The 24,167-nt window shown below is 60.3% G+C and carries 11 protein-coding genes and 2 pseudogenes; 8 read left to right on the top strand and 5 right to left on the bottom strand.

What is annotated here, in order from left to right:
* The first annotated feature begins 51 nt into the window (after positions 1-51).
* Positions 52-519: a hypothetical protein gene (locus QXZ94_RS30920; RefSeq protein WP_315724799.1), complete on the top strand. Its 468-nt coding sequence runs from the start codon at positions 52-54 to the stop codon at positions 517-519.
* Here QXZ94_RS30920 and QXZ94_RS30925 read toward each other — a convergent pair.
* The 3 genes from QXZ94_RS30925 to QXZ94_RS30935 are packed head-to-tail and all read right to left on the bottom strand — an operon-like array spanning position 485 to position 5,038.
* The gene (locus QXZ94_RS30925; RefSeq protein ID WP_315724801.1) at positions 485-1,159 is read right to left on the bottom strand and encodes a hypothetical protein; all 675 of its coding nucleotides are present in this window, start codon (positions 1,157-1,159) and stop codon (positions 485-487) included. The two genes, QXZ94_RS30920 and QXZ94_RS30925, sit on opposite strands and share 35 nt — an antisense overlap.
* Positions 1,160-1,174: 15 nt before the next feature.
* The gene (locus tag QXZ94_RS30930) at positions 1,175-2,086 is read right to left on the bottom strand and encodes a hypothetical protein (RefSeq protein ID WP_315724803.1); all 912 of its coding nucleotides are present in this window, start codon (positions 2,084-2,086) and stop codon (positions 1,175-1,177) included.
* Positions 2,087-2,107: 21 nt separating this feature from the next.
* Positions 2,108-5,038 (bottom strand): patatin-like phospholipase family protein, encoded by a 2,931-nt coding sequence (locus QXZ94_RS30935; protein ID WP_315724805.1) that lies wholly within the window; start codon positions 5,036-5,038, stop codon positions 2,108-2,110.
* Positions 5,039-5,347: 309 nt separating this feature from the next.
* Here QXZ94_RS30935 and QXZ94_RS30940 point away from each other — a divergent pair, with 309 nt between their 5' ends.
* From QXZ94_RS30940 to QXZ94_RS30960, 5 genes are all read left to right on the top strand, one after another.
* Positions 5,348-12,823, top strand: a complete 7,476-nt coding sequence (locus QXZ94_RS30940) for a hypothetical protein (protein ID WP_315724807.1) — start codon at positions 5,348-5,350, stop codon at positions 12,821-12,823.
* A 22-nt stretch (positions 12,824-12,845) separates the two neighbouring features.
* A complete protein-coding gene (locus QXZ94_RS30945; protein WP_315724809.1) occupies positions 12,846-19,421 on the top strand; it encodes a hypothetical protein in 6,576 nt (2,191 codons plus the stop codon).
* 31 nt (positions 19,422-19,452) lie between these two features.
* Positions 19,453-20,412 (top strand): hypothetical protein, encoded by a 960-nt coding sequence (locus QXZ94_RS30950; protein WP_315724811.1) that lies wholly within the window; start codon positions 19,453-19,455, stop codon positions 20,410-20,412.
* Between the two features lie 64 nt (positions 20,413-20,476).
* Positions 20,477-21,127, top strand: a complete 651-nt coding sequence (locus tag QXZ94_RS30955) for a hypothetical protein (RefSeq protein ID WP_315724813.1) — start codon at positions 20,477-20,479, stop codon at positions 21,125-21,127.
* 353 nt (positions 21,128-21,480) lie between these two features.
* Positions 21,481-21,678, top strand: coding sequence for a hypothetical protein (locus QXZ94_RS30960; RefSeq protein WP_315724815.1), 198 nt, complete (start codon positions 21,481-21,483; stop codon positions 21,676-21,678).
* A 96-nt stretch (positions 21,679-21,774) separates the two neighbouring features.
* Here the strand turns inward: QXZ94_RS30960 and QXZ94_RS34460 are convergent, their stop codons facing one another.
* Together QXZ94_RS34460 and QXZ94_RS34465 are read right to left on the bottom strand one after the other, a co-directional pair.
* Positions 21,775-21,888, bottom strand: coding sequence for a hypothetical protein (locus tag QXZ94_RS34460; protein ID WP_409998812.1), 114 nt, complete (start codon positions 21,886-21,888; stop codon positions 21,775-21,777).
* 197 nt (positions 21,889-22,085) lie between these two features.
* A pseudogene (locus QXZ94_RS34465) lies at positions 22,086-22,325 on the bottom strand (transposase); the annotation flags it as partial.
* Positions 22,326-22,603: 278 nt separating this feature from the next.
* On the opposite strand from QXZ94_RS34465, the gene QXZ94_RS30970 reads away from it, so the two are divergent.
* Positions 22,604-23,470, top strand: a complete 867-nt coding sequence (locus tag QXZ94_RS30970) for a hypothetical protein (RefSeq protein ID WP_315724817.1) — start codon at positions 22,604-22,606, stop codon at positions 23,468-23,470.
* Between the two features lie 131 nt (positions 23,471-23,601).
* Positions 23,602-23,751: pseudogene (locus QXZ94_RS30975) on the top strand (ATP-binding protein); the annotation flags it as partial.
* Between the last annotated feature and the right edge of the window lie 416 nt (positions 23,752-24,167).

A 24,167-nucleotide genomic window follows, 5' to 3' on the forward strand; every position in this document is an offset into this window, starting at 1 on the left:
TCGCGGTCAACAGCCGGAGCCCTCCGGAGCGGCGCCGGTTCTCGCTCGCTCATGAGCTGGAGCATTGGCACACCACAAGGGCAGGATGCTGTTCTGCGGACGCCGGGACGTCTGCAACTTCGCCAACGGGCCGCTCGACCCGAGCGCCAGGCCGACGCGTTCGCTTCGGACCTGATTCTGCCGAACTATCTGCTCGGACCTCGCTTGCGTCGGATCAAGCGCCCTACGCTCGCGGCGGCGAGGGAGGTCGCCGAGGAGTATTCCGCGAGCCTGACGGCGACGCTCTTCAAGATGACCGTCCTGAATCGCTTTCCTATTATGATCGCCTGCTACAACAGGAAGAAGAGGCGCTGGTTCGAGAGATCTCCGATGAGTCAGCCTTGGTGGTTTCCCGTGGACTCGCTCGATCGCGCCACCTTCAGCGGCTTTTTTGGAGTCGAGGGGATGCCTCGTATCTTAAACGAAGGATTTCTCAAACTCCGACTCAAATCAGTTTGGATGCGCCGTAAAGCAAGTTGAGCAGAACCGCGCAGATTACGATCACCGCAATCGTATGTGGCGCCGGGAAGGTTGTTCTGGTGACTGCGCAGCGCGACAGCTTCAGTACCGCAAACACCAGGAAGACGGCGGCGAACGAGTAGATGAAGAATATCACGAAGCTCGACGGCAGAAGCAGCCTTGGATGATCGTTGCAGTTCAGTTTCTTACAAGCGCAGACGGCGATCTGGACGAGGTCGTCGGTGAGGCCAAAGGCGTAAGCGACGAGATAGGACGCGGCGAGCAGCGTTACCGTTGCCGTCCAGTGCGTGACTAGCGCGACTGACCATGTGCGGAGCCTTATTTCCCAGTTGTTACGCTCCATCTTCATAGGGAATATCAAGGCCATCACGTAGCTCACCAGCAGAACCAGCAGCATGCAGGCGGTAACCGAAACGACAATGGCCAGCCACTGGTTGGAGCGCATGCCGCCCGGAAAGCGCGTCAGTATGAAATACTGTAGAGGAACCGTTACCCAAACCCAGTTGATGATCCAGCGCTCCAGCTTCGGGTTGGAGACGATGGCGGCGTTCGGAAAGCGCACCGCTACGCTACCCAGCGTGACAGGCATAGGGGCCGGTGGCGGTAAGGGCGGCGTGCCCGCCTCGTTCGCAGGGGTCATCGAGGTCGATCCGGCTCAGTTCCGCCAAACGACAGATGGCATCATGCGTTCCCCCTTGGGCACGCGGTGAATGACAAAATCCGTGCGCACGGGCCGCCATGTGCGGGATTGCTCGATGGCATAGTCGTCGCGCCACCAATTGAAGACCTGGCCGCGCAGTGACGATACGGTCGGCCGCGGTGAATTGAAGCTGAAGCATGCTAAACCCGGCCCGTGTACATAGGCGAGTTCAGAAGACAGTCCGGCATATCGTCGCGACAAGGCGGCAGGCGATGCCACCGCACTCGGCATTGGGTCGATGTTGCGAGCTATCAGGCCCGTGGGGGGCGTGACATCGGGAAAACCATAGGCGCTGTGCAGCGGGCCAACCTTGCGCGCATCGTCGGTGCGAAAGCAATTGTTGCCGGCGTCGCTAATCTCGAAATGGAAATAGGTGCGCAGCCCCCGGTCCGGCCGGCGATCCTGCTCGTTATCGGCATGATGGTCAAAGTAGCGTCCGAGGGACACGTACCGGGTGTTGCGATCGAAATCCTCGAATGTGTCTCCCATAAATCCTCCCGCGTACCGTCCGGCGCGGCAGGAGGTCTGCACCTTCGGCCGATAAACGAGTGCTTCGTCCGAGCGCAGATCGGCGTCGGCCGTGGTCTGTGACCGGACGTGGTATGCCGCCTCCTGATTTTCGGCGATCGTGCGCGGGCCGGCAGTGGGAATGAAATAGAATCGCAAGTTGATGTCGTAGGCGAGGGGAGAGCCGTTTATAGGGACTGGCCTTTGACCTAGCCCCCGCTGCACATAGAGGCCTGGCGTGGCATTGGTGCTCGCCAGCTGCGCGCAGCCATCGTCCGACTGCGCCAGAAGTGCCGACGGCGCGCAGACCACGATCAATGCGGCAATGAGGGCGATGCAGTTTGATCTCGATTCGGTCACGGCGATCTCCGTTGGGTATGATCAATCCGGGTATTTGTCTGCAAAGGCGCCGAACAGATCGGCAATCTCCGTACCCTTGCCGATGTGGCTGGCTTTGAGCGCTTCGCCCATGACAAATGCGCCCAGTGCCCGGTAGGCCTCGAACTGCGTCTCGCCGAACCACTGGTTCGTCGTCGATTCGTGCGGGAACTCCGGATGGTCGTTGTGATAGGACATGACGGACGTCGGCTCGCTGCCATATATCCCGGGTTTCACGTAGAGCAGTAGGCCGTGCCGGAGCTCTTCCAGTTCGCGCCTGGCCTCGGGATCGGCCGCCGCCTCCATCGCCTTACGATCAGCCTCGGTTGCCGGATAGTAGATGTCGGCAAGCGCACAGCATTCGCCCTTGTAGGGCGATGACCGCTGGTTCGCTTCAAGCGGCGGGCGAAACTTGATGCACACGCCAAAATCGATGGACACTCGCCGGACCAGATTGCCAAGATCCTCATACCCATATTTGGGATCACAGCCTGCGTCGCTAACCAGGATGAACTTGCAGCCCCTGCGGATCATCTCGTAAACGCCGAGATTTTCGAAGTGGCCACCGTCCGAAAGATAGACGTAGCTGTCGTCTGCTGTCGTCAGTCCCATTGCCTCGCGATAGAGAGGGACGAAGGCAGGCCGCGGCCCGTTCTGCTGGAACGTCGTGCCGCCCTCTGGGCCCGGGTTACCGGCCCACATGCCGAGCCGCACGTTGAACATCGTCATCAGCACGCCGAGCGAGGCTGAGGAGTGATAGCCCATGTTCGGGCTCGCGGCGGCGCCCGAAATCGTCACCGCAGTCCCGAGCGACATGCCGCGGTTGTAGGTCGCCGCGGGGCGGAAGCAGCCCTGGAGGTTCTGCACGTCACCCTGATCCTCGCCGGCTTTCCTGGTCCACCACTTGTCGGCTGTGCCGATGGACAGCGGTGTCGCGAAGAATGACATTGCCTTGCGTTCCTGCAGCTGAAGCTCGCCCGAGGCCAGCGTGTTCAGCGCCATGTTGACGACGAGGAATTGTGGCGGCGGGTTCGGAACGTTGGGAGTAGGCTCGCCTTCGGTCGCAAGTGGGTTCGGCCAAATTTCGCACAGGCGAATATTGTCGTGGTCGTCGAGGTCGGTGAAGCTGTTGGCGGTTTCCTGGCGCTGCAGATGCGAAGCGCCGAGGAAGGCGCGGACCAGCCGGTTGCGATATACGTTGTGCAGCGAGAAGCGGTTGATGTTGATCAGATAGGCCGCGACGAGTCCTATGACGGCGAAAAGCAAGGCGATCGTGATGGTAAGGGCAGTCGCACAGCCGAGCTCCATGGAACCAGGCGTATGCAGGAGTGGCTGCCCAAGGGGGGGCGGCGGCGCGACGTCGGCGAAAAAGTAGCTTTTCGTCAAGGCTTCGCCGAACATGAGCTCATCGAACTTCCAGGAGATCAGCATTGCAAGGCTTGCCAGGAAGATCGGCGTTGCAGCGGCCAAAATCAGCCGATAGGTGGCCGCAGTCCAGGAATACACCTTCTCTTGCACGAGCGCTGCTGTCGACGGCGTCTTGCTGAACACAGCGATCAGGATCCCGGAAACTCCGCCGGCGGCGGCAATCATCTTGGGGCCGTAGGTCGGTGCGAAATTGTTGGTGAACCAGAAAACAAATTGCGATCCGAACAGCACCAGCGCGGTGGCGATCACATAGGTGCCGGCGATCAGCGCGTGATAACCCGCCGCGCGGGCAAGCCACTCGCGTTCAGCGTCGGACCACGGCGTGCTGCTGGTCATGCCCGTATAAACCAGTTCGCCGCAAAACAGGGCGGCTACGGCGAGCGGTGGGGTGAAGACAATGATTGCGACGTCGCGGTCGATCCAGTCTGGCCTAACCAGCGGGAACGCATAGATGGCTAGCGCCGCAACCAGACCCGTCGTCACGCCCATCGCCGTCACGCCCGCCGCGGTGAGCGCCACATAGCGCTTGGCGGTTTCTGTCGCGACCTGCGATTTGGTCGATCCACGCTTGGGAACCGATCCCGTCTCCTGCTCGCGCCGCTTGGCATCGCGCGCGAAGTAGAGCGCCACCAGCCATACGGTGAGACCGATCACGCCACCCGTTACGATCACGCTCCACAGCAAGTTCCGCCAGTTGAATTCGATCCCGCTGGTCAGAGTTGTCGCCGCGGCGAGCATCGCGACGAACGTGCCCGTCATCATCGGTATCAATTCATGCCGGGTGAACTGCAGGTCCTTTGAATCATCCGTTTCCCAGCCGGGGCGCTGACGTAGCGAATCGACCAGCGATATGCCGATCAGGGCCAGAGCGATGCTGGCCAGCAGCGCCGGCATGGCATGCAGCCAGAGGACCTTGTCCATGAGCCAGACACCCATCGCGCCTGCCTTGACGACAAGGATTGCCGTCACGACGAAGGGGAGGATGATCATCCAGTTGAGGAGCAGGTTGCGCGTGAACAGGGCGACCAGCGTCAGTGTGTCCGCGGAAAACAATCCCGAATGTGGCGTGAGGTAGCGGCTGTAGTTGCGCAAATGCGATAGCGGCGAAGACGCCGTTGGCGCGGCGGTGAGATCCAGCTCTTGTTCCACCGCGTCGTACTTGGTGCGCTGAACCCAGGCGGTGAGGAAGCCGCCGACATATCCGCCGCCGGAAACGGTGGAGAGATAGTCGAAGTGCTTGAGGAGCCGCTTGGTCGCCAGCGCCTGAATCACACCAAGTGCAAACGCTGCGCTGCGGATTCCACCGCCCGACAGGCACAGCGCAGAGAGCTGCAACTCCCGCTCGTCGCCGTCCTTGATCCGCGCGCCCACCAGCTCGCGGCGGCAGCGGATCCAATTCAACTCGTCTTTCTTGACGGATGCCCAATCCTGCGGGCTCGGCTCGTTCTTTTTTGCGAACGGCCAGAGATCGCCAACTTTAAATTTTTCTGTTAGCGGCTGATCCATCTCCTCCTCGTGCAGCAAGCACGGGCGCGGGGTGTATCGGTTTTGTTTCCCTGTCCTGCGCCAACGGGTGCGCCCGGCACAACCGACCAGCGTTGGTTAGTTCTGCAACTCTCAAGTGTCGCACGCCCCAAAACTTACAATCCACAATCAACCCATTCAAATCAGCAAAGCCCGAACAACGCAATTGACGCTCGCGGCTATGCGTTGACCTGGCGCAACTGCTTGCAACCAACATACGACCTGGGATAGTATTGCAAAATAATTCCATTGATGCAATTGATGGTTGATTGCGACCCTGGGGGCTGGGTCATGAGTGATAAAGTTACTGCGTTTCGATTATTTGGTGATTTCAACTGGCCGCCGTTACCGAAGGGACCATCGCTCGGATCCTCAGTATCTGGCGTTGTTGAAATTCACTATGTGCACGACGCAGCGACGAACAAGAACGTCGCGTGTGTACGCTGGCTGCCACGAACCGCGCTCGACACGTCTGCGGACGGTTCGCTATACGTGTCGACCGATTTTCCGGATCCGTCGACGATCGAGCATCTGGATGCGCTTAACGATGTGGAGCTGGCGCAGAGGCTGACCGACAGCAGCAAGCCCATCGCGTTTTGGGTCGGTGGCACAACACACCAGGGCGTTCGTCTTGCCTTTCGGGGGGCCTTCCTGCTGGACCAATTCCCGCTCAACGACAGCTCGAACTTCAATGCGGCGGATCTCAAGTCGCGCGACCCACTTCCCGACAGACGCTTTCCACTGGTCCGCTATATCAAGCTCGAAGAGAAGGACTATTACAGTCAACTGTTGGTCGGGCAGCCGACGACCGATTACCTGCGTCTGGATTTGGCGCTGCCCTCCGCGGTCCCGCAATTCAAGGGCCAGCAGGAGCCGTACTTTTTCCCGTTTTCGGCCTTGTACGAGCCGCACATCGCCGACGGCCGGCTTTCCAGAGACACTCCTGCCGCCATCAAGGTCTTTGTCGCCGGCCTGAGCGAACGTGGTTTCTCCACAGAGCAGGTCGATATTGGGCAAGGCAAGGCGATCGGTGACGTCAATTTTTGCAAGGATGGCAGCGCAGATGGATACGTCGCCTATCCGACCAAGAACAACAACCCCGCTTCGAACTTCTGGCCTTCTCAAATCGAAGTCGTATGCGACGCACTCGGGCGTGCCGGGTTCGCCGTCGATGGCCCGTTGGACGGCAAGATCTTCCTGGGCGCGGACAATGAGCGATCTCTGGGTCTGCGATTTGGCGGTCAATCCGGCTATGGGGTGGCTTACACCTATCGGCTGGGTCTTGGCTGGAACAATGTTGGGCTGGATCCCCAGCCGCCGAACCGGGCCTATGGCGACCTGGAGATGCGCGGCGGCCTATTCCTGCTGCGCTTCGGCGTTGCTCATACCGATTGGCTCGATACGCAATCGCGACATCTCTATATCGATTACGAGTTCCGCTTCTCGCTGGCTTCCTCGGCGATTTGGGCGTGGCGCGAAGGCGTAGCCGAAAGTGGACCTGTATCGAAGGCCCTTGTCCGCATCGGATTCACTCAATCGCTGGATTCCGATCCCGCCGACACCATCGGCGAGTCGATCAACCGCATTAACGCGCTGACGATCGGCGGATTGCTGAGGCGAACGGTCAAGGCGATGCGCCTTGCGCGGATCAGTCTTGGAAGTGTCACGCCCGAGCGTCCGCGGTCGTTCCTGCCGGAACTGCGGGTCAAGGACACCGGCGACAAGCAATTTGCGCTGCTTGCCTTGCTTCCTGTCACCCTGGATACGCATGGAGTGCTTTCCTGGGGCACTTTGCTTCCGAAAGTTGGCAAGGTGCAACGCTGGCAGAGGCCGGAATTCCGACTGAGCCTTGCCGACGACGGATATTATCCGCCGCGGCCAAAGGCGAGAGTCATTACGCTGGAGGCCAAACTATCCTTCTTCCGCCCCAGCGGCGGCACCTTCGATCCCGATCTTGATTTCGACCAGGCCTTTGACATCAACCTTGCACATGACGGCAACGCCACCTCGGGATCCCCCGCCGAGCGAGGCGTCATGTTCCGGATCGTGGCGCCGCCGGACGGCGGCACCAGGGCTTTCGACGGACAACTTGGCGGGTTGCGTCTGACCGGATTGACGTTGCCGTCGCCGACGTCTGAGTCCGGGAAGGACGTTGATTACGCCTTTCTCCGCATCGGTCGCAGGAAGCGGATCGATCCGATCCGGAAAGGTAACAGCCGCGAGATTTTCGACGCGGCCGATATCGACATCCGTTGGCGGATTGCGACCTCCAAGGTCGAGCCGATTGCGACGGACCGCAAGCGTGGCGACCGCACCGGTCGCGCGCAGCCGTTGCTGATCAATCTCAACGAATCCGCACAGGCTGTGACGGACAACAAGCCTTTTCTGATCGACATCAGAGAGACGTTGTCCGGCGAATCGGACTGGCGGCTGACGGTTCAACTGGTCGAACAGGATCAAAGCGTTTTCTCAGACGAAGCGGGCGGCGTTCTCGTGTCGACGGAGCCCTTTTCGCTTTTGAGATTCTATTCACGGCCGGCCGGTAGCAGGGGAGACGCCGGGAACAGTATCGTCGCGTCCTATGACAGCGACACCGGACAATGGCAATTCAAGCGAGTCTCCGACTATTTTCACTACGCGCTTCCGCCGCAATCGATCGGCGAGAGTATGGACAAGCCGCGACGGCTTGAAATTCACGATGCTGGCGATCCTGGCGCGGCCGGGTTCCTTCGACCTTATCCGGATTCGAGCACGCATCCGGACCCCGATGATCCCCAATACCCTCAGAGCGGTCTTCGCCGTCACGCGGTCGAATTCCGGCTTACGCCTTCGGCCGAACTCTGGGTCAGGTCGAGCGACGTGGAGCGCGGCTTTCTGCTGCCGGAATGGGCCACCTACGATATCTTCAGGCAGAAGTCGGAACTCGGGCTGGGCGCAGCGATCGATGCATTCCGAGCGGAGTTTCTCTACGGTTTGCCCGTCGGTGTCCTCACCAGCGACGAAACAGGCCCGGCGCGGCGTGCGCGCATTGCCGAGATCGAGGCACTGACCGGGCGTCCCGTCGCCGATTTCACCTCGTCGAATCCAAGTGCGACGCTGCGGGCCCGCTGGCAACAGCTGCGCGGCGCGATCGCGCGCCGGCAAGAGCGCCTCGAGCTTTGGGCCGACGATCCGCAAAGCAACATTCCCTTTGCGCCGGCCAGCTTCGAGAAGGGCGTCCGGTTCGCGCTGCGTGAAACGGCGTTGCACCGTCCGCCCGTTGCCGAACTCGATCCGCCGGTCACGGGCGACGGATCCTGGGCCGAATCCGCGGGTGCCGGCGTGCCCGGCGTGCCGCGCCTGCACAGCCGCGGGCTGAGCGGCGGGGCGCTGTGGCCGTTCGAATCCAGGAACGTCTTCCAATCGCTGCTCGACAATCCAGGCGCGACCGGAGGCAAGATCGAGAAGGTCGCATTCTCCGCGCTCGGTGGCGATGCCGATCAAAAGGCGGAATTCCGAAACGGCATCATCTCCATCATCAGCGAGACGCGAAACGGCTTCGTGCAGCGTCACAAAGTGGAAGTGCTGGGACGTATCGGCGTATTCTGGCATCGCGCCAAGCACGTTGTGGTGTACGAGAGAACCGTCAATCCGACGGCGCAGTTCACGCCGGAATACGGCTTCGAGACGCGAACGCGCAGGCCGGTGCTGCGCAAGGTGTCCGAATACGTCGAACTGCTGCAGCCCGAACGGTTTTATCCCGACAAGGAGGCGGCGGAGCTTCGCACCTCAGGATGCCTTCGATCGCTGCGCTTCAACAGCAAGATCATCAATGTCGACAGCGCGTGGAGCGAAGACGTTGCCGACTACGGCTGGAAGATTCCGCTCTGGAATCATCTCGGCGCCCGACAGCGGCCGCAGGTCTATCCGCGCCCCGATATCGCCTTCGTGACCCAGGCAGAAGGCGAGGGCGACGACCCGCTTGCCGCGCAGGAGTGCATTAATCCGGATAACCTGTACTTCTTCACGGACACCAAGACGAAGTCCAGCGACACGGACAGCTGGGTGCCGCGCAATTCGATCGACTGCGCCGATCTTCCGGCGCCGAGCCACGCCTGGCAGGCCGACAACTCGGATGACGGCAATTCGTCGACGGGTAACGATGCGCAGGCCCGGGCGAAGCGCATTCCGCGAGGTCACCATCGTTTCACATGGCGGCTTGCTCCGCCGGCGCGGCGGACCACGATCAATGGCGGGCGTTCCGCGACGCCGCTGTATGCCGCGCTGGATACGATCACCTTCATGCGGTCGGCGGCCGAGACGGATCCCCAGCTGAAGGCCGGCATCGCGCCATTTGCGCAACTGTCGATCGATGCAAAGCAACTGGGGAGCTATCCGGGATTCTGGAAGAAGGGAGAAAAGCTTGAGCCGGGCGCCATCGCCAGCGATGTCGCCACGTCGCTGGCCGAGTTCACAAATCTTATGCAGAAAAATCCGTCGTTTCCAACGGACGGCGCCGTCCAGCAAGCGATCCGGGACCGTGCTGCGGAGCTGAAGGGAAAATTAACCGCGCTGGCCGCGGACGACCGCCTGAAGAAGGCCAAGGAGACCGCCGACAAGATCAAGGAGGCGGTTTCAAAGGCCGGGAAATTGCCGGCTACTGGAAAGTCCATATGCGATAAATTCACCGACGATTACGCCGGCGCCCTGCAGCGCAAGAAGCTTATCTTGCTCGAGAATGTTCGTTCGGCGCAGCACGACGTGCTGGCCGAACTGGACCGCTTCAACGCGGATCCGACGCGGCTGCCCGACAAGGCGAAGTTGAAAGAATGGATCGTCAACTCCGCCGTGGAGGCGATCCGGCCGGTATTCGTGCAGGTTTCCGCCGACATCGGCAACGTCAAGCGGGCAGCCGAGTCGGGTCGTGCCGCCATCCGCGATTTTGCCCACGAATTGTCAGACGCCTTCGACAAGGCGGCTCGCGACATCGACACCTGCCGGCAATCCTACGACGATTCCAAGCCATGGTCGGAGGGACGCCTGCTCGAGCTGCAGCGGAAGATCAACACCGTACCGCAGCGGCTGGCGTTGAATTTGGGTCCGGCGATCGATGATGCGCATCGCCGCATGGCGATTGACGTTGGCGATATGGGCCAGGATATCGCAAATTTCGCGGCGCGCGCGCTGGGTCAACTCCAGGCCCAGAACTCGCAGTTTACCGGTGCATTGGCTAACGCAGAACTCGATATCGGAGGCCAGATCGGTGAGCTGGAAAGCCGGATCGACGGCGCGCATGACGGGCTCGTCAAGGGCAAGGCCGCACTGGAGAAGGCCAAGCAGGGCAAGAGTCCCGATATCGTCGCGAAAATCGATGAACTGATCAAGGCGGCGGACGCGATCAACGCCAAGGCTGTAGAGGTGAAGCAATCGGCGGAAGCTGCAAAAGCGGATTTGCACGCGTTCGCCGCGACATTGGCGGACACGCTTTCAAAGCTCGCCGCGGCAGTCCGCGACATCAGCGAGCAAGTCACCGCGTTCACACGCCAACTGGCCTCGGCCCTGCAGGACTTCCTGAAGGACGTTGCCGATACGATCAAGGGGGAGATCGGCGACGTCAGTGCCGCGCTGACCGACTTTGCAACGAAGCTGTCCGACAGCCTCGTGGCCGCGATCAAAGAGGCTGGTGCTTGGCCTGACGCTCTGGTGGGGGCCGTCCAGACCAAGTTGTGCGAGGCGCTGGGAGAAGGGCAGAAGGTCGTCAAACAGGGGTTCTCGGCGATCGACGATGTCGCCGCCGATCTCGATGATCGGCTGAGCAAGGTCAACAAGCTGGCCTCGCCGGACTATCTCGTCGATCAGGTTCTCAAGAAAGTGATCGACGACGCAGCGGTCAGCCTGCTCAACAAGGTTGATGACTCCTACTTCGCCGCCGTCGGCGAGACCGAGCAGGCAATCGAGGCGAAACGCGCCCAGCTTCGCAATCTTGTCAACGCGTATGAGCAGGAGTTCGAGAACAAGCTCGACCAAGTCGGTAATTCGGTCAAGGATGTCCAGAAGGAGATTCATGACGCGTGCGGGGAGATTGCCGGCGGGCTCGATCGGGCCGAAAAATATCTGACCGATGAAGCCAACAAGATCGTCAGCAAGGTCGAGCAGCAAGCCAAGCAGTTCGCGGATGATCTGGTTGACAAGCTGAACGACTACCTCAAGCCGGACAAGTACGGGGAACTGCTCACCCTCGCCGACAGGTTCGACAACGATATCCGCAAGGTTGGCAACGACTTTGCCCGCACGAGGGAACTGGCGGCCGGTTACGGCGAGCGCGTGCTGGACGCGGCGGCCAACGTCACTTCCGGCGGGGTGCTGGCGGCTCCCAACAACGTCCTCAAGCTCTACGCGGCGGTGGCCTCTGCGCCGGAAATGCCGAACCTCGACTATTCCCGCGAGCGGATCGGCTATTATTTCAAGCAAATCGACAACGTCATCAACACCACGCCGGTCGAGGCCTGGTTCGGCCGGATGGGTGATGCGCTGAAGGCGCTTGGACTGTCGCTGCCAGTCGACAAGATCGGCGACCGGCTGGTTCCGATCGACCTGTCCAAGCTCGACATCAGCCGCATCTTCCGCAACTTCGGCGGCGTCAAGCTCGACAAGCTGTTTCCCGGCTTCCGCATGCCGAGCGGCTCGGGGGACGGCATCCGGATTTCACATGCCTTCGACAAGAAGGCGTTCCGCGCCTGGGTGCAGATCGACGTCAACGTGCCGATCCCCGGACGCAATTCGATGTTCACGATCGGGCCATTCAAGCTCGACGCTGTCGACAGCAATTTCGTCGGGGCGGTACGGATCGAGGCGTCAAAGGACACCGATACCGTCGAACAGACCGGACATGCGCGGCTGGGCACGCGGCTGGAGGCGGTGATCGCCGGCGAGCAGATGGTCGCGTTCAGGGACGTCGGCATCGTGTTCGCGCGCGACAGCGGCCTGAAGGTCGAGTTCGATCCCAAGAAGATTGAACTGAGCGCGGTGTTCCAGTTCATCCAGAACACACTTGGCGCGATCTTCGGCGACCAAGTGGGCGGGCTTAAGATCGTCAAGCTCGGCGGCATTCCGATCGGCGTATCGCACGACTTCAGTCTTCCGCCGATGAGCCTGATGTTCGGTACCTCGGGCGTGACCAACATCCAGATATCCAACCATTTCGAGCTGGTGGCCTATCCCGACTTCATCATCTCCGACCGCTTCTCGCTGGCGAAGCCGGAACTTCCGTTCATTTTCTCGGTCTTCATCATTGGCGGCACTGGTTATCTCAGCGTCGAAGTCGAGTATCGGCCGTTCAAGAACGAGCTGATGGTCACGGTCGAGGCGGCGGCCGGCGGATCGGCGTCGCTCGGCTTCGCCTTCGCCGGCTGCACCGGTTCGGTGATGATCACCATCAGCGTTGCGCTGACCTATCGCAAGCTCATAGGACATTCGGGCGGCGGTTTGACGATCTCGCTGGTGGTGCTGATTGCCGGCAATGTCGACATTCTTGGCATCGCTACCGTCTACATTGGCATCATGCTGCGCCTGTCCTATCGCGACACCGGCGACATCGACGCGTATGGCACGCTGATCGTCAGCTTGCGGATCACCAGGTTCTTCAAGATTACGGTGCGCCGCGACGTGACGTATCACATGAGCGGCGGCCGCAGCACGACGACAACGTCGGGCAGCACCAAGGTCGAGAGTCCGGTCATCGAAGAGGCGGCCAACAAGGTAAGGAAATTGGCTGGTGGTCAGCACTAGTCACTGAGTAGGCGGGGGCAACGTGGGCGATACCATCATCTGCATGGCGGAACAGGAGCCGGCCGGGTTCCATGTCAACGCGGCAGCGGCATCGATACGCCTTGCCTTCGAGGTTGCCGGAAAGGTCGTCCCGGCTGACAGCGATCAGGATCGGGCAAAGAAGGAGCAGGAAGCGGGCGCGGCGTTCGGGAAATTCCTTGCCGGGCTGAAGGACGTACATTTCAAGGCCTACAAGATCGGCCAGAACACGATTGACGCCTACGCCGCCAGCATCACCGAACCGCCAGCTTTCGATGCGCCGACGTCATCCCGCCTCTTCGACTGGCTCAGTGCCAGATCCGCGGAGGCCATGAAGGCAAACGACAAGAAGGCGTTTTTCGCGGCCCCGGCGCCCGGCAGTTCGAACGTGATCGAAAGCCAGGTCGGCGCCACAGAGACGATGTTCGGCGCAAGCACCTGGACTGCGCCGCTGCCGCACAAACTGGGTCTTGCCCATGTCGTCCGGATAAAGCCGGACGTCCAGGAGGCGTTGCCGGATCTGCTGATCGTTCCGTATTTCGGCAGCGCGACGTTGGGAAACAGCTATTCCGTCACGAAGCAAACGGATCCTGAATCCGGCGAATCGACCTATGAGTTCAAGTACAATCCTTACGACGGTACGGACAGCGGCGTCGAGGTGACGTGCCGGTCCTCGCGCGTCGTGCCGATCGCACCAGATACGACCAGCCTGATCGACAACGATAGCGGCTTCCTTTACGGCGATCCGGAGGGCGAAAATATCCACCGCGCGATCGTGCGGGTCGAGCAACGGGGCGGTTCGCAGTTGGCGACTTTCCCGGCTGTCCTTCACATGGCATGGCCGTGGAAGGATGATCGCTCTGACAAGCCCGAGCCGATCGATGATCTGCGGTTCTTCAGGCGGATGGTCTGGCGCGCCGTGACGGCCCTGGTCGTCGCGCTCGATCCCATTCTGATCGCGCTGAGAACGCCGGGCAATAACCGGCGGGAGGGGCCGCTGCTTTCCGCCTTGTTCGATCAATTGACGGGCGTGTTGGGGAAGGAGGTAGACGCCTACAACAAGCACAACCCGGATCATCCGCTCGAAGTGCCGGACAATGCAGCGCTGCTGGCGGTGTTACGGGGCGCAATCGCCGCACTTCCGCTTTACAGTGATGGAGACCCGCCGGCGAGTTGGAGCGAAACGCTCAAATTCGTCTTCGAACTCGACGAGACGACGTCGGAGCCCGGCCAAACGCCGCTTCTGATGACACTTCTGAAGAATCTCTATGCTTCCGAGCCGGATCAAAACAAGACGATAGGCGAATTGAGAGCGGTGTTCGCCAAGCCGACCCAGACAACGGCTGATCCGCCGCAACCAATTCCTCTCTACGACCTCGAACTGCGGGACGGTACGCTGTACAACCGGCTGAACGCCGGTCTGGGGAAAATCGCCGACGCGCTGGCGGGCGAAGGACCGATCGAGCGGCTGATCACCCGGGTCTTGCAGTGCCGCGGACAGGCTGGCTCGTTCGACCAACGCATCACTCAGGGTCTCAAGACGCTGTTGCCGCCGCTCGTGCCGGGCAATCCGACCGACGTCAACTCGCAGAAGCTGGCGGCGGACGTCCGGGCCGCGTTTGAAAAGGTTCTGGCAGGTCAGTTCAACGGCGCCGAAGCCGTCCGGCAGGCATGCGGCGTTATCTACGTCGACGCCTTGCTGAGGAAAAAATGGCCTGACAAGGTCAGCGATCTCGAACAGTTGCTGGTCAAGAGCGATCTGTTTCACGACCGGCTCCTGGCGAACGATCTCTCTGGCAATCCGCTTGGAGAGGTGCTCAAGATCCTGACCAACCCTGCGCGCAATCTCATCGACGGCGCGGATCTCGACCGCTGGACCACACCGATGTTTGCGGACGTGGTGGCTGAGCTGTTTGCGGAAAAACCCGCGAACAGGTTCGTGCCGACCGCCGCACCGTTGCCGCTGCCATTGCAGATCACGGTCGATCAAAGCACGGCATCGCTGGATACCTTCAACAGCCAGTTCGGCGGCGTAGGCCTGCTGATTCGGCGGATCGACCAGGTCGCTGAAAAAGGTCTGGATCAGGGCTGGGCCTATACCAGCCTTGCAGAGCTGACGCTGACCAAGACAAAGCCCGCGCAGGCGCCCGACATCCCAATGGCGCTGGAGCCGTTGCTGCCGGGCGAAATCGACGGACGGCGTCAGCTGTTTCTCGAATATGCGGGACTGCCGTTCACCACGGCTGCGTTCGCGGACACTTTGCCGGCGACGCAGTCCGCAAAGGGCGACGCTGCTCCATTCTATACGATGGACTTCCCGGCAACGCCGCTGCCGAAAACCTTGCCGCGCCTCGCCTATGGCCGAGAATTCGACGTGGTCGGGCATGTCGTCAGCAAGGGAGGGGTTTTGCCATACCCCTTGCAGAAATCCGACGACGCGCCCTGGCTCCCCAAGGCGACTATTGATTTGAGCCACGTCACGGGCAGTCAGGGTTCGCGCACTCTGCTGCAGAATTTCAGGCATTGCCGGACGACGTCCATCGGCCGGACCCTGATCAGGGAAACCGAGAAATCGGCGTCGCTGATCGGCGCCTCCATCGAAAACACCCGTCCGCTCTCGGTCGACTACCCCCGCATCGGATTTGCTTCCGAGTCGAGCGCATCCCGCTTTCTCGACATCATGCGCAACAGCGACGGCAGCGGTTCGATTGCGATCCCGCCCAAGGACATGTCCGCGAGCCTCAAGATCAAGGACATCCTGCTGTGGGGCGAGGACCATGAGCTGGTGCTGGGTTTCCATCGCATGCCGACAGCGCTGGCTGACGACAAGCCGCTCACCTCCGTCACGCTCTCAAGCGGATCAAAGCGGGTCATCGACGACCTCGATATCGTGCTGTCGGAGGCCGAGCGGGATTCCGACAAGCCTGATGCGGTCATCCTCAACTTCAGGCTGGCCGTGCTGGTGGACGGCACAAAAGTTCTTGATCAGGTCGTGTCGTACGGGTTTGCAACACGATCGATCTGGCTGCGCCTTTCGCTTGAAGCGGCTTCTTCCTCCTGTGCGGTCAGCCTGGCCGATCCCGCGTCCGAGATGAGAGGCAGCGCGGTCGCATCGCGCCCGATGCCGGAAAATCTGCTGTTGATCGGCAACGGCGCCAAGGAAATGCAGCACAACGGTCCGATCCTCGCTGATCTTGTTTTTCCGCGCGTAGGCCTTCTCGATTTCGAGCGTTGGCTCAACAACGATGATTTGCGCAGCAAGACGTATGGAGGTCACGACAAGCTTGTCGAGGAATTCCGCATTGCGCTTTCAGCCGCCTACAGCGTTCGCCTGGTCAATAGCCGTCTCGCAATGTTGCTGGACCGGTTGCCCGACCTCGCGGTCGCCGGCTTGCGTCTCGAACTCACGCCGCTCGATTCACTGCGGGGGGCGCCGGCAGACGAAGCCCAATCAGGCCCGTTGTGGGCGGGACAACGGGTTCTCGACATTCCGGCACGGTTGCTCGGCGACCGTTTGTACGATGCGGCGTCGGGAATTCCGGGCGTAGACCGGCAGACCGGCAAGGGCGTCGTCGGCGCAATCGGAGAGTTGCTCGAGAAGCTGAACGACGGATTTTCGCGCCGCATCAGTATTTCCTGTTCGGGAAAGGCGCTTTCGATCACTGAATCCAGCGGTGTGATTCAGATCAGGATTCCCGAGGGAGTTTGCGCGCGATTGACGGCCCGCCCGCTGGTAAATGCAGGGTACTTTGCCGAACAGGACGACCATCCTCCCGTTATCGATCCGCGACTTCTGCAATATTCAGCTGGAAGCCTGGTCGACAATCCAGGCGCCGTCGGCGAATTGCGAACGCAGTACGAATTGTTCGATGGCGCCACGTTGAATCTGGAAGCCATGGTGGGGCCGATCGTCATTGCCGCCGACGATTCCGAGCGTCCCTGGCTGGCGGTTCTCCACAAGCGGGACAAGAACAACAAGAAGGAGCGGAACGACTGGGCGGACATTGTCGCTGAAGCCTTCCAGCATCGCGCGATCGGCACCTCGCGGGCTTACGATGTGTGTCTGGCGCCCCAAAATCTGAAGAAGCCGTGGCAGTGGCGTCAGCTTGCCTATGTCGATATCCAGACCCAGCGGTGGCGGTTCACCGGCCGTCCCATCTATAATTGGATTGAAGCGCGCAAACCCAAAGTGACGGGAGCTTTTTCCAAACCTCTCGAAGAGGGCCATGACGAGCCTTCGTTCCCTGGACAGCTCGCGGCATTCGAAAGCGAGGCGTTCGCCGATCGCGCGGACATCGACGCCGAGGTCAATACGGTAACCCTGCTTCCCGTACCTGCGGTATCGACGATCCTGAATACGATCTGGGAGAAACCGTCGGCGACGCTGTTCCGGCACCGCTTCGTCGTCCGGTCACGCTATGCGGGGGCGATGGCCGATCCCGGCCATCGGGAAACCAACGCATGGCGCGACACCACCGATGACGGTCCCGCGAACTGGTTCCGCATCGCCATGCTGGCGGACCGCTCACGCTTGCAGTTGACGCGGCCGCAATTGCGGGCGCTGATTCCCCTGACATCCGCGCCGAACGAGCCCGGGACGATCGGCCCGTCGCCGCCGGTCCTGGCGGTGCTGCAGGAGCATCCCTTCGAGCATGGCGGGCTGGCGGATCGCATCAGCGCTGAGATCCGCACCGGTTTCAGCTACGCCTTTTCGCCCGCTCCGTCGGGCAAGCCCGAGGACGCGCGAGTCGATCCGCATGATGCGCGCAAGGAGGTTGGTCCTTCGCCAGCCGTGACCTATCAGAGCTTGCCGCAGGCCGACGCGCTGGCGCTGGTCCTGCCGGCCGAAGGACCGGTCGGGTTGACCTTCGACAGCGACGCCGTTGCCGCACCGGCATTCCCGAACGCGATGTATGTGCTGCAGCCAAGCAGCCTCAAGGAGTCGCTGAAGCCTGTGCCTTCGGACATGGAAGAGCACTTCCTTTCCGTCGCGCTGCGGCGATACCTGGATACCGAATGGCTTCGCCCGGAAGCCCCGCCGGAACAGCCATCGACAACCGGAGCTGCCTCGGCGATCCCGCCGGCAGCGATCCCGCTCGATCAGTGCTGTTGGATCACGCTGCAAGCCAATGGCGCGGGAAGGCTCACGCTCAAGCCTGGATTCGGGAAGGCTATCGAAATCTGCTCCTTCAAATTGGAGCACGGCTTCGTCTCGGGCTTTGTGGCCGCGCGCGCTATCGATTCGACGGTGGCGGACGATGCGCAGGTGAAAGAGCTCGAGTTGTTCAGGATCGCAGAGAGCGGGCGCCAGTTCGCGCTACTCCACGTGCCGCTTGAGGAGAAGCGCTTCTCGTTGTCCATCTTTGCCCTGCCGTCAGATCGAGCCGACTATGCCAGGCAGCTGTCCGGAAGCGGCAATCGTCCGTTGCCATTGGCGAGCTTCGACTGGTCGCTTCCCAAGCAGCCGCATCAAAATCCTTACGGGACCAAGCCCGACAAGGCGCTCGATCCAGAGCTGTCCTGCAGCGGCGTGGAGAGTATCTCGCTCACCAGCGCAAGCGCGCTGACCAGCATGAACTGGACCCGGATCAACCGCGATTTTGATCGTGTTCACATCGCCTACGCCTACGGCCAAAGCGCGATTCCTGTTTCGAATCTCGTGCTGGATCGGGACGACGATACCCTCACGATTGGGGCGGTCGTCGACGGCAAGATCAATCCCGACGTCTGGATTCGTCCAAAGCAATGGATCGAACCGGCGCCATTGGAGATGCAACGGCACGTCGCGCTGCTGGAGACGTGGCGGGACGAACGATTCGGCAGCCCGGTTGAGGAGTTCAAGTCGCTGCGCCGCTTGCGCGGCAAGAAGGGCCTCTCGATCGGCGACAAGCCGCCGGACGGCGTATCGCACCTCGTACGGGTCGTGGAATTCGAGACGCCGGCGCGGATCATCGGCTATCTGCCTGACGCCGCCGCAGCCGCAGCGGTGCCCGTCACCAATCGCGGCGGCTTCTTCGATTTTCGAGCGCTTGGCATTGAACCTCCGCCCGCAAAGGGCCCTTCCATTTCGTTGTTCATGCGACTGATCACGAGTTCCATGACCAGGAGCGGCTTCAAGAAACTCACGCTGCAGATCGGGATGAATGCGTCGAACAAGACGTTGCTCGATTTCGAGCGCAAAGGCAGCCCAGGCAATGTGATGGGATTCCTGCTCGGAATGACCAACACGGCCGAAAATGAGTGGACCACCACGACCTCCATCATGTTCGACGACGGCACGGTCAGCGAACCGCAGGCGAAGAAGCTCAGCGGTGATGCCTTCAAGGATCCCGACGGCTTGCGGCTGTCGATCGCAGGTCTCGACGACGGGAAAAAGGCCGAGGGCTGGCTGGAGGTATCCATGCTGGCGGACGCGGCCGATCCGGACAGCGTCAATTTCGATTGGTTCTTCACCGGCAAACCGTCGGCGCCGGGCGACGCGGTAAGGCCTGCAGCGCTGAGCAAGATGATCGAAGCCCAGGCGAGGATTATCGCGATTTCCCCGCCGGCCGTCGTTTCCGGCGCGGGGCTCGGGAGCTAGTCAGTTACATTTCGATTGGAGGACACAAGTGATGTCCAGAATTTCCGCCTTTTTGTCCAGCCTCCTGATAGCCGGTTTGATGGTCACTGTGCCGTCCGCGGCGAGGTCTGCCGATCCGGAGAAGAAAACACTCGAGCAGGGACAGCTCCTTTGGATCGACGCGGTCGTGGCGAGCAAGCTGCCTGCGACCGCGGAGGTGATCGATGTGAAAAACACCAATCCCAATGCCGGTACGGCGAAAGCCTCGGACGACAAGAAGAAGGTGAGCTATCTCGCCTCGAAGGATAATCAGGGACTCGACCTCGTCAGCTACAAGGTCAAGGACACGGTTTCCGGTCAGGAGTTCACCGGTCAGGTCGAGATAACCGTTACCGCCCCACAGCGCATCACCACGCTGGACTACGGTCGTGTCGCGGGCGTGCTGGGCATCATCCTGGTTCTGGCAACCGTCCTGGAAATCGGTCTGGCAACGATCTTCAGCTGGAAATATTTTGAAGACAATCTGCAGGGCAGGGGCTTGCGAACGCCGATTGCCGTTGGCGTCTCGATCTTTTTCGTCTGGTACTACAAGCTGGATGTCATCTCCGACCTGTTGAGCTCGTTCACGGACAGCGCCGGATCATTCGGAAAGACGCTCCCCGGCTATATCATCACGTCCTTCATCGTCGCCGGCGGCAGCGGGACGGTCAACAAGCTGTTCGCGGCGCTCGGTCTGCGGTCGCCGACCGGTGATAAATCCGGCCAGCTCGTCGTCAACCTGACGCGGCAGAAGGTAGCGGAAAATGCCGCCGTCAGCGTCAGTATCGATGGCGTCATCGTCGGGACGATGACCGCAAACAGGTTCCCGGGCGGAACCGACAAATACTCGTTGTCGCTCGGTTCGCACACCATCGACCTCAAGGCCACTGATCAGAGCGGCGCGTCGGTCAGCGCGCAACAGACGGTGAGCGTTGCGGCCGGCGCAGATGCGGTCGTTTCGATGGTTTTGTGAAGCAGGCTTGTCGTCGATCACGTGAAAATTTGTCAAAGCTTTGGGTTGAAGCGGGAGAAGTTTGATGGCTGAAAAGGATGACGAGGCTGCGGCCTGGACCAATTGCAAGAACATCGCCAGCGCCGCGGTCAAGTTCAACAACGGCTTTCTGGGGCTGCGCAAGAACGGTAGCGACACCGCCAAGCTAGGTGACACGGACGTGCAGCGCTTTGTCGATCTTGTCCGCGCCGTTTCCTGGGTCGAGAGCAAGCATGGTACGGGCGTCGGGGAAAAGCCGAAGGTCGATCCCATGCAATGCGGAAATCCGGGCGATGTCTGGTGGAAGGAACTGACCGGTCAGTTGACCTCCGTCGACCGCTTTGTCAGGGGGCCCGGCTTGACGCCGAACTACGACGCGAACGAGCTGCCGGACGCGGCGGCCGCCGCAACCGGCTTCGAGCCGAAAGCCGATCTCAAGAAGCTCGGAGCCGACGTGAAGAAGGGGCACAATGCGGCCGGCTTCGCCGTCGAACACAGTTTTTACTGGGCAGTGCCGATCCTGATTCACAAGACCAACAAGGCGGCAGGGGACAAGACGTACCAGTGCAGCGGCCTGTCCAGGAGCCGCCTTATCGCCGGAGCGGTCAGTTACAATGGCGGAGGTGACAGCAACTACCAGACGAAGATCGAGCATGCCCTCGATCTGTTTGGAGGACTGCCAGTCCTCATTGCCTGACTTGGATGCCATTCACATTGGACTAGTTACGAACTGGCGCGCTCATTCGAAGGGAGGCAAATGTTGGACGAAAATGATGCTATTGCTACTCAGACGAGTTATTCGAGAGCCAAAGTCAATCGCCGCTCGCGGTACGATTCGTTCGGCTACTCTCCCGAATTAAGAAAGTGGCTACTGATGGCATCGATGCCATAGAGGCGTTCTGCCGACTGATAATGTTTCGCACGAAGCGGTGTCAGTTCGTCGACTCAAAAAATTCGGCAAACTAAGATCAGGAGAATGGAGTGAACTACGCGTGTTTTGAGCCCCATACGGTCTACGTAAATGGGGGAAAACAGATTAAGGACATAACAGTGTCGATTGTCGATAAGTGTGGAGGAAAGACGTCCATCTACGTCGTCAATCCGAGCGGCGCCCATGTCTTTGACAAGGAGTTGTCCTCGCCGGGACAAGTTGCTTTATCCGTCGATCCAGGTCATGAGGTTCATGTCTTCTGCAACGGTGGTAATGACCAGCAGAGTGTGTGCGGCATTACCGTCGATGCCGGTTAAGGTAGGTCGCAAAAATGGAGCCCGTTGGCTGGCTAAAAGCAAATCGTTAAACTGGAGGCAGTTTCGCTGACTGATGAGCAAGACAGTGAAATCTTATCAGTTCGCCAGCGGCGAGGGCTGCCTTAACTTAATGGCATTCTCGGCCAAATTGTTGTTCCATGAAACTCCATCATGGCGCAAGAATGTGAAGAGGCGTTCGCGGTTTCGCAGAAGTCGTTGCTGGAGGGCTTTAGAGGCCTCAGAATCGTAAACTCACTCCGCAACTGCATCAAAAAAATATCTGCGGCTTTGATGTGCGTCTGTAGGTGACGCTGTTTGAGGCCGTGCTGGTCAATGGTAGTGACAATTGATCTCAACAAGACACCGAATGGCCCCGTAATGGACTGAACCCGCTGGTCGAACGGATTGCCGAGAATGGCCCGGTTCAAATCCCGCATCAGGTGAATAAGGCAACGCTGCTGCAAGCAAGGCAGTCCGTCGTAAGCAGAGAAGAAGTCGGAGACAAGCACGCCTTTAAAATTTCGCAGCATCTGCCGCAGAAAACCACCCTCGCGCGAGCTGCGGAACATGTATATTGTCGCTGAGTTGCTTGCGAGCACCCATACGTACCCCTCACCGTCCTTCAGCTTGATCTCGGTTTCGTCGATGTGCGGCCGACTTCATATTTTCAGGGGAAGCAGAGAAAGCTTTGCGGCGTTCCTGGAAGGAATGGCTCGCGGAGTTGTGCCTCGCTCTACTGTAGTCGAGAGCATACCCATAGCCAATTTGGACGAACTCCCCTGCCCGGACTATAGCGATTACTTTGGCCAAGTTACCGACAAGCTGTCGGAAGAGTTTCGCGCGGGTTGTTGGATCTCATACGGCAAACAAGGTCGCCGCGGAACTGGAGCGTTTGTCGGGAACGTGGAAGGTCGACAAGATTTGCATGACCGACAATATCGCTTCACTTCAGCATCACCACGACCTGTTTCCGTTGCTCGGCAAGATGGAGCGATCCCTCGACATTATCTTTGAGTTCAAGCCTACATCAAAGCTGACCGACCTGGAGAGATTGGGCCGCGCGGGAGTCCGTACCGTTCAGATGGGGATCGAGACCCTATCAACGCGCTTGTTGCATCTCTTGAGCAAAGGAGGTTCGGCTCGCCAGAACATATTGGCATTACGCAATGCGCCGATATGCGGAGTCCAGGTAATCTGGAATTTCCTCCATCGTATCCTGAAAGAAGAGGAGGCTGATTACGAGCGCATGATCAGCTTGACCCCTGCCATCGTGCATCTCGAGCCCCCGCGTGCAGTTATCGCGGTATCCATGGATCGCTTCAGTCCGCTCTTTGATCAACCTGCCAGCTACGGCATTACAAACATGAGACCCAAAAGCGTCTATGCCGGGACATATCCAGCGCGAGCCGACTTGATGAACCTCGCTTATCATTTCGACGGCGATTACCCAGCGTGTGATGACGCTGCGTCAGGTGTTTTGGGGCGTATCTTTGCAGAGATCGATCGGTGGAGAAAATGTTGGGACGGCCCAGAACGCCCACGGCTCACGATAATTCCGCTTGAGGAGGAATTTCTGCTCATTGACACGCGCCAACAAGGCAATGCGGTGTTTCTTCCATTGAACCATGCTGAGGCGCGGTTTGCCCTCCTCGGTCGAGAAGAGAATAATAGGGCCCGTGATTTTTGCGTGGACCACGGGCTGGTCATAGAAATTGACGGCAGTCTCGTGCCGGTTGCGGTCGCCGACAGCGTGACAACGGCAAGGCTGGAAGCCTCCGTGATGGACGGATAAGCAATCGTCCATGGGACGCCTCGGAGTGCTGGCCCGATGCGGTTGAAGCACGAAGCTGTTGCGGCACCAGTCTTCTCATTTTTGGATCGCGCTTCTGAGTTGTTGCTCGGCCGTGCATTGTGGGCGCAGACGTCGCCAGCCAGCTTCCCGTCGACCAGTGGCTGATCGGCGATCCCACTTATGCCGACGCCGTCCGCTATCGCCTGGTCCATAACGCCCACCGGATCGACCTCAAGGGCGAGAGCCCGAAGCGGACCCGCAAGCCCGGCCGCAAGGCCTAAGCCAGTGGCGCTGTGGAGCCGCTGCGCTTGGACAACGCCAACGGCGTTGCCGGCATGCCCAGCAGAAGCAGCAATACAAGAAAGCAAGAACAACGAGTCGCGATTCAGGATTGACCCCGCGGCTTCGCCGATGGCAGAAAACAGACGGTTAGAAGGCCTCCCGCCCGGGGCATCAAATCGGAATGGTGGGCGAGATCATCTCGGAATCCTGGGCGAGATCAAATCCGACCCTCCGGGCGAGATCGTCGGAATGGGCGGGCCTGCCTACTTCGCGGAGCCAACCGCGATCAAGCGCGATGAAATCGCGGCCCACGAGTTGTTAGCTGGTCGAGATGCTGCGCGCGCGATCCCTTCCGGCGGCGGGGCACGCGCGTTCCGCCCACTTGAAGGATGTCGTGAGCCGATTTGAAATCCTC

Source organism: Bradyrhizobium sp. SZCCHNS2022, assembly GCF_032377575.1.
Taxonomy (GTDB): Bacteria; Pseudomonadota; Alphaproteobacteria; order Rhizobiales; family Xanthobacteraceae; genus Bradyrhizobium; species Bradyrhizobium aeschynomenes.